Raw genomic sequence first — 10535 nt, forward strand, 5'->3', positions numbered from 1 at the left:
CAGGAAAGACCTTACAGAAAGGCTTTCTCGTGGGATGAAGCCATGGAAGAAATAACAAAAAACAGCGGAATTTTATTTGACCCTGATGTGGTTAATGCTTTAATTGAAGTTGAAGGTAAGGTAAAAACATGGATTGGTTTGATTTAATTTTATGCTATAATAGTTATATGAATGCTAAAATAAAATTAGAACTAACTGAAAATCTTGAAGATTATTTATATGACATTTTTGAAATCTTGAAAATTGCTCCTATTGCGAGGATAAAGGATATTGCAAAAAAAAGAAATGTAAAACTGTCAAGTGCAGTTATTGCTGCAAAAAGCCTTGCTGAGAAAGGGCTAATAAACTATCAGAAATATGAATATATCACATTGACTGAAAAAGGACTTAAAATAGCAAAAGAAATTGAAAACAAAAAAAGAATCCTTTATAAATTTTTAACTGAAATTCTTAAAGTAACTCCAGAGACAGCCCAGAGAGATGCTCATAAGATGGAACATGATTTATCAGAGGAAACAATAAAGAAAATTATTGAGTTTACGAAAAATTTCAAAGGCAGCTCTTAAATTACGGTGGGCATTTGCTGCAGATTGATGCAAAAAGTGATGTTGAAAGATATCTGTCTCCTCTGTCAGGCAAAATTACAACAATAACTCCACTACGAAGTTCACTGGCTTTTTTTAATGCCACATACATTGCAGCACCAGATGACATTCCAACAAATACTCCTTCTCTTATGGCTAATTTTCTTGTTGTATCAAAGGCTTCTTCATCATTTACATAAATTTTTTCATCAAGCCTTGAAGGATCAAAAATTTTAGGCACAATGGCTTCAGACATATTTTTCAATCCTTGAATTCTATGTCCTCTGACAGGTTCAACTCCGATGATTTGAATATTGCTATTAAACTCTTTTAGGCGTTTACTTACGCCCATAACTGTTCCTGTTGTTCCCATCCCTGCTACAAAATGGGTAACTTCACCCTTTGTTTGCTCTATAATTTCTTTCCCAGTTGTTTCATAGTGAGCTCTTATGTTGGCTTCATTGTCAAACTGATTTGGCATAAAATAAAGCTCAGGTGCTTCTTCATATATCTGATATGCAAGCCTTATTGCTCCATCAGTACTTTCCTCAGCAGAAGAGAGAATTAATTCTGCACCGAGTGCCTCAAGAATTCTTCTACGCTCCACACTTACACAGGCAGGCATTACAAGTTTTATCCTGTATCCTTTAGCTGCAGCAATCATCGCAAGCCCTATACCTGTATTGCCTGAAGTTGGTTCAAGTATTATTTTATCCTTTGTAAGTAAGCCTTTTTCTTCAGCTTCTTTTATCATATAAAAAGCAGTCCTGTCTTTAACAGAACCACCAGGATTTGCTCCTTCAAATTTTCCGTAAAGCTTTACTTTCGGATTTGGATTAATTCTATCAAGCCTTATAAGTGGTGTATTTCCTATAATATCTAAAACACTCATGAAATCATTATATCACAAATTTTTAAACTTTTTCCTTACTTCTTTTATTTTTCCACAGCTGAAATTCCCTTCTGGGCAATGTCCTCTAACACAAGCAGGTCCTGCGTCTTTAAAAATTCTTGGAGCAATTTTTTTTACAAGTTTTAACATCTCTGTTGCAAGTTCTCTTATCTCCCATTGAGCACGATTACAGCATCGAACTCTGAAAAAATGAAGTAATTCTCTTGCATTCATTGTAATAACTATTTTAGTTTCAGCAGCATTTGGAAGGACAAATCTTGCATCCTGTCGTGCCAGTTCTCCTTTTAATCCCTGTTTTTCCAGCGCCTGAAGAATTCTGCAGTAGTATTCATGAGCTTTTTGCATTGCTTCAAGAAAAATTTTTCTTATTTCTTCATTTTCATTTATTGTATGTGGAATTATAAAATCAAAGCCTTTTTCTTCACTTACATATCTCTGCGATTGTTGACTGTAAGAGGCAATTCTATGTCTTACAAGTTGATGAGAACATGCCCTTGAGATTCCTTCAACAGCAAAACTGAAACTGACATGTTCAAAAGGACTGAGATGTCCACTTTCTCTTAAAAGATTAATTAATCTTTCTTTTTCATCTTCTGTTAACTTTTTTTTTAATTCATCAATCCCTACCGGGCTGTAACAGAGTCTTGCAGAAAGAGCAACTACCTCTTCAGGGTCTGGTGTATGACTAAGAATTGATACTTTAAGAGAGGCTTCTTTCATAGCGTGCCTTTTGTTGATGGCAAAATTTCTCCCATCACTCTGCTCGCTTCGTGTATTGCTTTTGCAAAGGCTTTAAAAATGGATTCAATAACATGATGAAGATCTTTTCCATAAAGGACATTCACATGTAAAGTTATTTTTGCGTTATTGACAACTGCTCTGAAGAACTCTTCAAAAAGTCCAATGTCAATATCCCTTATATATCCTTCAAATGGAACATTGTAAACAAGAAAAGATCTACCACCAAGATCTAATGATACTTGAGTCAGTGCTTCATCCATTGGAATTGATGAAAAACCGTATCTTTTTATACCTTTCCTGTCAGCCAGCGCTTTATCAATGCATCTACCTAAGACAATTCCTATGTCCTCAATTAAATGGTGATAATCTACATGTATGTCACCTTTTGCCTCAATAGTTAAATCAAAGTTTCCATGAAAAGCAAAAAGTTCAAACATGTGGTCTAAAAATCCAATGGAAGTACTTATATTAGCCAGTCCATTTCCATCTAAGTTGAATTCCATTTTAATATCTGTTTCCTTTGTTTTTCTATTTAGTGAGGCTTTTCTCATCAGGTTTCTCCTAATATTTTCCTTATTGTTTTTAAAAATTCCTCATTTTCTTCGCTTGTTCCAATTGTTATTCTCAAGGCATTATTTATGACTGAAGAGAGGTCTCTTACAAGAATTCCAGCCTTTATAAGCTTCCTGTAAATACTTTTGCTATTTTCAATTTGTAATAATATAAAATTTGCCTCCGATGGATAAACTTTTATCTTTTGAATCCTTAACAGTTCCCTGTAAAGCCTCTGTCTTTCTTTTATAATCTGACAGATGAATTTTTTTATCTGCGGATAAAACCTGTTAAGAGCCTCTGTTGCCACATACTGGGTAATGGAGTCCACATTATAGGGAAGTCTTACCTTGTTTATTTCATACAAGAAATTTTTTTCTCCTATAAGATATCCCAGTCTCAATCCAGCAAATCCGATTTTGCTCAGTGTTCTTAAAATTAAGAGATTATCATAATCCTTCAAAAACGGTAAAAATCCTTTTTTACTTGAAAAGGGTTGATATGCTTCGTCAATCACTACGATTGATGAATTTTTTTGAGCAAATTCTATGATTTTTAAAATTTTATCAGTTGAAAAGGTATTGCCTGTGGGATTGTTTGGAGAGCTGAGAAAAATTAAACGCGGTTTTTTTAATTTAATTAGTTTCAAAAATTCTTCATCATTTATATCAAAATTATTATCAAGACTGCATTCAACTGTTTCAACTCCAACTGATTGAGCTATTATTCCATACATTGCAAAGGTAGGTGCTGGATAAAGAACAGGCCCTCCAAAAGTAAGAATAAGATAATAAATTAATTCATCAGAACCATTTCCAGGCATTATGTTTTCATGGCTGAGTTTTACTTTTCTGGCAAGAGCTTTTCTTAGCAAAATGGCTTCTGGATCAGGATATCTGTTTAGATGAATATTAATTTCTGAAATAAAATCGGACAATTTAACAGGGAAAGGCGATTCATTGGCATCAAGCTTAATTTTACACGGAATTTCCTTGGCTTGATATGGCTTCAGTTTCTGAATATTTTTTCTTAGAAGAGATTCCAGATTCAATTTGTCCATAGATTTTTATCATAATTGGTCATTCAAATATTGTCAACTAACTAAAAGACAATTAAAATTGCCATTAGGAAATTACTGTGTTTAGCCACTTTAGCTGTCAAAAAATCTCTGAGGAAGCGAAAGTGAGTTTCTGATCGGCAATTTTACCCTGCAATTAGCTAACAGGATAATGCATGTGTTATAATTGTTAAATCTCTAATGGAGGTGGGATAATGAAGATTTATTATGATGTTGATGTAAACACAGATGTTCTTAAAGGTAAAAAAATTGCAATAATAGGATACGGCAGTCAAGGACACGCTCATGCAAATAATCTTCGTGACAGTGGATTTGATGTCATTGTTGGACTGAGAAAAGGCAAAAGCTGGCAAAAAGCCGAAAATGCTGGGCTAACTGTTATGACGGTTTCTGAAGCCTCAAAGATAGCAGATATAATAATGATTCTTACGCCTGATGAACTCCAGCCAGAGCTTTACAAAACAGAAATACAGCCAAACATGAAAAAAGGTGCTTTTCTTGCCTTTGCTCATGGATTTAACATTCACTTTGGGCAGATAGTTCCTCCAGAGGATATAAATGTTTTTATGGTTGCTCCAAAAGGACCAGGACATCTTGTAAGAAGTGAATATTTAAAAGGGATGGGAGTTCCATGTCTTATGGCAGTATATCAGGATCCATCAGGCATAACGAAAGATGTTGCCCTTGCATATGCAGTGGGTATTGGTGGTGGAAGAGCAGGAATTATTGAAACAACATTTAAAGATGAGACAGAAACTGACCTATTTGGTGAACAGGTTGTTCTATGCGGCGGTTTGACTGCTCTTATAACTGCAGCCTATGAAACACTGGTTGAAGCCGGATATCCTCCTGAGCTTGCCTATTTTGAATGTCTCCATGAAGTAAAACTCATTGCAGACTTAATTTATGAAGGTGGTATATCAACAATGCGTTATTCAATAAGTAATACTGCCCAGTATGGAGACTTAACCCGTGGACCACGGATTATCAATGAATCTGTAAAAGCTGAAATGAAAAAAATCCTTGAAGAAATTCAAAATGGCACTTTTGCAAAGGAATGGATACTTGAATGCAAAGTAGGCAAACCCACTTTTAATGCTCTTACTAAGAGGGGTGAAGAACATCCGATTGAAAAGGTGGGAGAAAAATTAAGAGCAATGATGCCATGGCTTAAAACTTCAAAGCTTGTGGATAAATCAAAGGCATGATCAGAAAAGAAGTAATACCCTACGTTCTGGGTGGGTTATTTTTAAGCTCCTTTTTTTACTTTTTATGGTTAGAACCTCTGGCAATTGCATGTCTTGTTGTGTGTGTATTTTTTCTTTATTTTTTCCGTGATCCTGAAAGAATTCCACCAGCAGACCCTAACGCTGTTGTTTCTCCCGCAGATGGAAAGGTAATAGAGATAAGACACAACAGTAACCTATGCGGCCATGATTATTTGGAACTCAGCATATTCATGTCACCCCTTGATGTTCATGTTAACAGAGTACCCTTTGACGGCGTTGTAAAGGAAATAATTTATACGCCCGGGAAATTTTTTTCAGCTTTTAAAGAGAAGGCTTACAGAGAAAATGAAAATATAAAAATAAAACTTGAGACTTCCCATGGAGATATAATTGTAAGGCAGGTTGCGGGTTTTATAGCACGAAGAGCAGTATGCTGGGTAAAAGAAGGAGAAAGGCTGAAAAAAGGAGAAAGATTCGGGATGATAAAGTTCAGTTCCAGAGTTGATGTGTGTCTTCCATCTTCTTTTAAAATTCAAGTAAAAGTGGGAGATAAAGTTAAAGCTGGACAGACAATAATTGCATTATTACAGTAATGATAAAAGCCAAAAAGAAAATAAGAGATCCGAATAAAAAACCCAGAAAAGGCGTTTACATTCTTCCAAATGCACTTACACTTTGTGGTATGTTTTTTGGCTTTTATGCAATAATAACAGCAATAAATGGAAAGTTTATTCATTCTGCATGGGCAATAATTCTTGCAAATATTTTTGACGGACTTGATGGATGGGTGGCAAGACTTACAAGAACAACTACACGATTCGGTGTTGAGCTTGATTCTCTTTCAGACCTTGTTGCCTTTGGAGTAGCTCCTGCAATTCTTATATACAAATGGTCACTTTTTGACTTTGGAAGAGTGGGATTTGCAATAGCTTTCTTATTTGCTGCCTGTGGAGCTTTAAGGCTTGCAAGATTTAACATTCAAGTTGGAGGTATTAAATCATTTAAAGGTCTACCAATACCAGGTGCTGCTACAATGCTTGCTGCTACTGTTATTTTCTGTCAGGAAATATTAAACTTTACTCCGCAGAGAAATTTATTTTTTCCTGTGCTTACATTTATTTTGTCTTTTATGATGGTCAGCAATCTTAAATTTCATGGGCTCAAAGAGGTTGACTTTAAGGAGAAAAAACCTTTCTGGATACTCCTGTTTTTTATCCTTTTGATTTTCTTTATCGCAATTCATCCACCTCTTGCCATATTTATACTTGCAAGCCTTTATGTTGTTTCAGGTATAATTGAAAATATAATAATTTTAATCAAAAAAAGAAGACAAAATGCTTTGCATTTTTATGAGGGCATAAGCCCGAAAGAGTCAAAATCTGAGGTGCAGGATGAGAAGGATAAAAATATTTGACACAACACTGAGAGATGGAGAGCAATCTCCTGGTGCATCAATGAATGTGGATGAAAAAATACAGGTGGCAAAACAGCTTAGAAAACTCGGCGTTGACATAATAGAGGCAGGATTTCCAATAGCATCACCAGGAGATTTTGAAGCCGTAAACAGAATTTCAAAGGAAGTAAAAGGTGTAGTTATTGCCGGACTTTGCAGAGCTCGTGATGAAGACATTGAAAGAGCAGCTGAGGCATTGAAACCGGCAGAACAAAAAAGAATTCATACATTTATTGCCACATCAGATATACATTTAAAATACAAACTCCGAATGGACAGAAATCAGGTTATTGAAGCAGCAGTGAAAGCTGTTAAAAAAGCAAGGCAGTATACTGATGATGTTGAGTTTTCAGCTGAGGATGCAACCCGTTCAGACTGGGATTATCTCTGTAAAGTTACTGAAGAAGTAATAAAAGCAGGTGCTACAACTGTAAACATTCCTGATACTGTGGGATACACAATTCCGCAGGAATATGGAGAGCTTATTGAATATATTATGAATAAAGTTCCCAACATAGATAAAGCCACAATAAGTGTTCACTGTCATAATGATCTCGGGCTTGCAGTAGCAAATTCTCTTACTGCGATACTTAAAGGTGCTGGGCAGGTAGAATGCACAATTAATGGAATTGGTGAAAGAGCTGGAAATGCTGCTCTTGAGGAGATTGTTATGGCACTTAAAGTAAGAAATGACTTTTTTAAGGCTGATACAGGAATTGTTACTCAGGAAATTTACAGAACAAGCAGGCTTGTAAGCAAAATTACAGGAATGATTGTTCAGCCCAATAAAGCAATTGTTGGAGCAAATGCCTTTGCCCATGAAGCTGGAATTCATCAGGATGGAGTTCTCAAAGAGAGAACAACCTATGAGATCATGAGACCTGAAGACATAGGAATTCCAAGCTCCAAAATAGTGCTCGGTAAACACTCTGGAAGACATGCCTTCAAGAAAAGACTTGAAGAACTTGGCTTCAGCCTTACAGAAGAGGAGATAAACCGTGCTTTTGAAAGATTTAAAAGACTTGCTGATCAGAAAAAATATATTTTCAATGAGGACATTGAGGCACTGGTTTCCGATGAAGTTTTAAGAATAACAGAGGTCTATCAATTGATAGATCTTGAGGTGTCAAGCGGAACAAAGAAAAAACCATCAGCTACAGTAAGAATGAAAATAAACGGAGAGGAAAAAGAAATCACTATTTCAGGTGATGGACCTGTTGATGCAGTTTACAAAGCTATTACTGAACTTACAGGTTCAAAGGCTGAACTGAATAAATTTGAGATAAAGGCAATAACAGGTGGAACAGATGCTTTGGGAGAAGTAACAGTTATCCTTGAAGAAGGTGGACATACTGTAAGAGGACATGGCTCTGATACAGACATAATTGTCGCCTCTGCGAAAGCATACATCAATGCACTGAATAAGCTTGCATTAAAGAATCTCAAAAACTAAAGTAATTTTATGAGCGAAACTGAAAAAGATTTAACAGTAAACTTAAAGAATTTGAAGGCTTAACACGAATTGATAGGCTGATCTTCCAGTTGTGCCGTGAACTAAAGCCCATTCACGGGCTTTTTTAATTAATTCGTCAGGAAGCATACTTATTCCATTTTTACTTGCATAATACCTTACTATTTCAAGATACTGTTCTTCTGAAAACCTGTAAAATCCAATTCTCAAGCCGAATCTCTCAATTAAAGATGCCCGCTCCTGCAGATTATCCTCTGGAAAAAGCTCATTGTCAGAGTTGGATATAGCGGGCATGAGATTTCTTCTGTTTGAAGTGGCATAAATAACAGAATTTTCAGGAATTTCTTCAATTCCGCCATCCATAATAATCTTTAAGTCTCTAAATTCTTGGTCATCTTCATTAAAAGAGAGGTCATCTATGAATATAATAAACCTGAAATTGGGATTTTCATAAATTATGTCATAAAGATAGGAAATGGTGATAATATCATTTTTTAGAACCTGAATCATTTTTAAAGGCGTTTCTTTAAAATAATTAAGTAAACTCTTTATTAGCGTGGTTTTACCTGTTCCTCTTTCACCCCATAAAAGGACATTATTTACTCTTTTGCCTTCAATAAAAGCTTTCGTGTTTGCAATAATCAACTGTTTCTGTTTTTCAATTCCGTAAAGTTCATTAATGTTTTGTTTTGGAATCCTTATAACAGGCTTTAGCTGTCTGTCTTTTCCATTCCATGCGAATGCCTGATATTTGTCAAACATAAATTTTATTATAACATTCAATAAGATTTTATTAGAAGCACAGACTTTTCATGTTTTATGAGCCACTGTTTTGCCTCTATTCCAAGGCTATATCCTCCTGTGGTTCCGTCAGATTTGATTACTCTATGACAGGGAATAACAATCGGTAAAGGATTTCGCTTTAAAGCCTGTCCAACAGCTCTTGGTGATGTATTAAGTTTGTTAGCAATCCAGTTGTATGTAACAGTATGAGCATATGGTATTTTAAGGGTTAAATCAAGAACTGCTCTATCAAACTCAGATACATTCTGGATGTTTACAGGATAATTAAACTCTGAGAGTTTTCCTACAAAATACGCATTCAGTTGTTCAACAAAATTCAAGGCAATTCCTGGGATGCATGTTTTTTCAAGATTTGTTAAAGATATTTTCGTTACTGCTAATGAATTATCAAATAAAATTTCAAGAAAACCAACAGGAGTTTTTACGCAGGCAAAATACATTAATTTATTATAATAGCATAAACTAATTAAAGTTGACCTTTTAGCTTATTTTTTTGTATTCTAAATTTGTGGGCCGTTAGCTCAGCTGGTAGAGCAGCTGACTCTTAATCAGCGGGTCGCAGGTTCGAATCCTGCACGGCTCATTGATTTTAAAGAGTTGTTGATTTTTATTCTCCATATTATTCAACACATGTTCATCACATATAGCCTCAAGCACTTTTTTCTTTAAGTCTGGATTAATTTTATCTTAAAATTATATTGCTATATCTTTTAAAACCTGACTAGCACTACCGTAAAATACTATCTCTGCCATCCAATCCCAGTCTGTTTCTGCCTTATTTATGAAAATGAGCTTTGCACCTCTTGTATGGGCAATTCTCGGGATTGAAGCAGCGGGTTCAACCTGAAGAGATGTTCCAATTACGAGCATGAGGTCACATTGATTGGCGATCTGCTGTGCCATAATGAGTTCTTTTTCAGGCATTGGTTCTCCGAAAAATACAACTGTTGGCTTTATTATGCCACCACAGTCGTAACATCTTAAATCAAGCTGTTCCTCAAGCATTTTCAATATTTCATCCATTTTATAAAGTTTTTCACAGTCAAGACAGATTGCACCTCTTTGATTACCGTGAAGTTCAATAACGCTTTTACTGCCAGCCATTTGATGAAGTCCATCAATGTTTTGTGTTATAACATGTTTAATAAATCCCTTTTTTTCAAGCTCTGCAAGGGCAATATGTGCATTATTTGGTTTTGCATTTGTGAGATGATGAATGAGTTCTTTTTTCATTCTCCAGAATTCTTCTCTTGCTTGCCTGTCATAAATAAATTCCTGATATGTGACAATTCTAAATCTCTGCCACAATCCACCAGGACTACGGAAATCAGGTATTCCAGATTCTGTAGAAATTCCTGCTCCAGTGAAAGCCACAGTATAGTTGGAGTTTTTAATAAGTTGTGAAGCTTTTTTAATTTTTTCCTGATAGGTTAAATTCATATTTTTAAAAAATATCAAAAAGATTGCGTTATGTCAAGAGATTTGACCAGTTTTAGATAAATCTTGTATACTTTTTTGGCTGGACTTAGGGAAGAGAGGTGAGAATCCTCCGCTGCCCCGCAGCCGTGTTGGGAACGAAAGCCCATTCATGCCACTGAACCCTTTAAACAATGTAGTGAAAAGGGTTTGGGAAGGCGGGCAAGTAGGCACTGAGCCCTGAGCCGGAAGACCTGTCCAGCTGGAGGCTCTTTGAGCTTCCAATTCCTCGAG

General features: G+C 35.6%; 12 protein-coding genes, 1 tRNA gene and 1 riboswitch. Of the genes, 6 read left to right on the plus strand and 7 right to left on the minus strand.

Annotation, left to right across the window (positions count from 1 at the left end; all coding sequences use genetic code 11):
- Positions 1–167: 167 nt before the first annotated feature.
- Positions 168–566: a metal-dependent transcriptional regulator gene (locus tag ACP5O9_RS05230; RefSeq protein ID WP_428723562.1), complete on the plus strand. Its 399-nt coding sequence runs from the start codon at positions 168–170 to the stop codon at positions 564–566.
- 1 nt (position 567) lies between these two features.
- Here ACP5O9_RS05230 and ACP5O9_RS05235 read toward each other — a convergent pair whose 3' ends face one another.
- Genes ACP5O9_RS05235 through hisC form a run of 4 tightly spaced genes read right to left on the minus strand, consistent with a single transcriptional unit; the run spans position 568 to position 3850 of the window.
- Positions 568–1476, minus strand: coding sequence for a PLP-dependent cysteine synthase family protein (locus tag ACP5O9_RS05235; protein WP_428723563.1), 909 nt, complete (start codon positions 1474–1476; stop codon positions 568–570).
- Between the two features lie 12 nt (positions 1477–1488).
- A complete protein-coding gene (gene thyX / locus ACP5O9_RS05240) occupies positions 1489–2217 on the minus strand; it encodes an FAD-dependent thymidylate synthase (protein ID WP_428723564.1) in 729 nt (242 codons plus the stop codon).
- Positions 2214–2792, minus strand: coding sequence for an imidazoleglycerol-phosphate dehydratase HisB (gene hisB / locus ACP5O9_RS05245; protein ID WP_353687091.1), 579 nt, complete (start codon positions 2790–2792; stop codon positions 2214–2216). Before hisB ends, thyX begins: the two co-directional genes overlap by 4 nt.
- Positions 2789–3850, minus strand: coding sequence for a histidinol-phosphate transaminase (gene hisC / locus ACP5O9_RS05250; RefSeq protein ID WP_428723565.1), 1062 nt, complete (start codon positions 3848–3850; stop codon positions 2789–2791). Before hisC ends, hisB begins: the two co-directional genes overlap by 4 nt.
- A 212-nt stretch (positions 3851–4062) precedes the next feature.
- Here hisC and ilvC point away from each other — a divergent pair, with 212 nt between their 5' ends.
- Genes ilvC through ACP5O9_RS05270 form a run of 4 tightly spaced genes read left to right on the plus strand, consistent with a single transcriptional unit; the run spans position 4063 to position 8003 of the window.
- Positions 4063–5076 (plus strand): ketol-acid reductoisomerase, encoded by a 1014-nt coding sequence (ilvC, locus tag ACP5O9_RS05255; RefSeq protein WP_424904975.1) that lies wholly within the window; start codon positions 4063–4065, stop codon positions 5074–5076.
- A complete protein-coding gene (locus tag ACP5O9_RS05260) occupies positions 5073–5690 on the plus strand; it encodes a phosphatidylserine decarboxylase family protein (RefSeq protein WP_353685540.1) in 618 nt (205 codons plus the stop codon). Before ilvC ends, ACP5O9_RS05260 begins: the two co-directional genes overlap by 4 nt.
- Entirely contained in the window at positions 5690–6511 is an 822-nt protein-coding gene (gene pssA / locus ACP5O9_RS05265) for a CDP-diacylglycerol--serine O-phosphatidyltransferase (RefSeq protein WP_353685539.1), read from the plus strand. Before ACP5O9_RS05260 ends, pssA begins: the two co-directional genes overlap by 1 nt.
- On the plus strand, positions 6489–8003 hold the full coding sequence (locus ACP5O9_RS05270) for a 2-isopropylmalate synthase (protein ID WP_353685538.1): 1515 nt from the start codon (positions 6489–6491) through the stop codon (positions 8001–8003). Before pssA ends, ACP5O9_RS05270 begins: the two co-directional genes overlap by 23 nt.
- 42 nt (positions 8004–8045) lie before the next feature.
- On the opposite strand, the gene ACP5O9_RS05275 is transcribed toward ACP5O9_RS05270, so the two are convergent.
- Positions 8046–8783 (minus strand): ATP-binding protein, encoded by a 738-nt coding sequence (locus ACP5O9_RS05275; protein ID WP_353685537.1) that lies wholly within the window; start codon positions 8781–8783, stop codon positions 8046–8048.
- Positions 8784–8800: 17 nt separating this feature from the next.
- On the minus strand, positions 8801–9265 hold the full coding sequence (locus ACP5O9_RS05280; protein WP_353685536.1) for a methylated-DNA--[protein]-cysteine S-methyltransferase: 465 nt from the start codon (positions 9263–9265) through the stop codon (positions 8801–8803).
- A 70-nt stretch (positions 9266–9335) separates the two neighbouring features.
- Between ACP5O9_RS05280 and ACP5O9_RS05285 the strand changes: the two genes are divergently transcribed.
- Positions 9336–9408: transfer RNA gene (locus ACP5O9_RS05285), tRNA-Lys, on the plus strand.
- Between the two features lie 110 nt (positions 9409–9518).
- Here the strand turns inward: ACP5O9_RS05285 and ACP5O9_RS05290 are convergent.
- Positions 9519–10265, minus strand: coding sequence for an SIR2 family NAD-dependent protein deacylase (locus tag ACP5O9_RS05290; RefSeq protein WP_353685535.1), 747 nt, complete (start codon positions 10263–10265; stop codon positions 9519–9521).
- A gap of 64 nt (positions 10266–10329) precedes the next feature.
- Positions 10330–10517, plus strand: a riboswitch (cobalamin riboswitch).
- The last annotated feature ends 18 nt before the right edge of the window (positions 10518–10535 follow it).

Source organism: Thermodesulfovibrio sp. (assembly GCF_049969575.1).
Lineage (GTDB): Bacteria > Nitrospirota > Thermodesulfovibrionia > Thermodesulfovibrionales > Thermodesulfovibrionaceae > Thermodesulfovibrio > Thermodesulfovibrio obliviosus.

Coding starts and splice junctions, on each gene's coding strand:
- ACP5O9_RS05275 (WP_353685537.1), bottom strand. CDS start 8,783: ATGTTTGACAAATATCAGGCATTCGCATGGAATGGAAAAGACAGACAG.
- pssA (WP_353685539.1), top strand. CDS start 5,690: ATGATAAAAGCCAAAAAGAAAATAAGAGATCCGAATAAAAAACCCAGA.
- hisC (WP_428723565.1), bottom strand. CDS start 3,850: ATGGACAAATTGAATCTGGAATCTCTTCTAAGAAAAAATATTCAGAAA.
- ACP5O9_RS05270 (WP_353685538.1), top strand. CDS start 6,489: ATGAGAAGGATAAAAATATTTGACACAACACTGAGAGATGGAGAGCAA.
- ilvC (WP_424904975.1), top strand. CDS start 4,063: ATGAAGATTTATTATGATGTTGATGTAAACACAGATGTTCTTAAAGGT.
- thyX (WP_428723564.1), bottom strand. CDS start 2,217: ATGAAAGAAGCCTCTCTTAAAGTATCAATTCTTAGTCATACACCAGAC.
- ACP5O9_RS05235 (WP_428723563.1), bottom strand. CDS start 1,476: ATGAGTGTTTTAGATATTATAGGAAATACACCACTTATAAGGCTTGAT.
- ACP5O9_RS05260 (WP_353685540.1), top strand. CDS start 5,073: ATGATCAGAAAAGAAGTAATACCCTACGTTCTGGGTGGGTTATTTTTA.
- ACP5O9_RS05280 (WP_353685536.1), bottom strand. CDS start 9,265: ATGTATTTTGCCTGCGTAAAAACTCCTGTTGGTTTTCTTGAAATTTTA.
- ACP5O9_RS05230 (WP_428723562.1), top strand. CDS start 168: ATGAATGCTAAAATAAAATTAGAACTAACTGAAAATCTTGAAGATTAT.
- ACP5O9_RS05290 (WP_353685535.1), bottom strand. CDS start 10,265: ATGAATTTAACCTATCAGGAAAAAATTAAAAAAGCTTCACAACTTATT.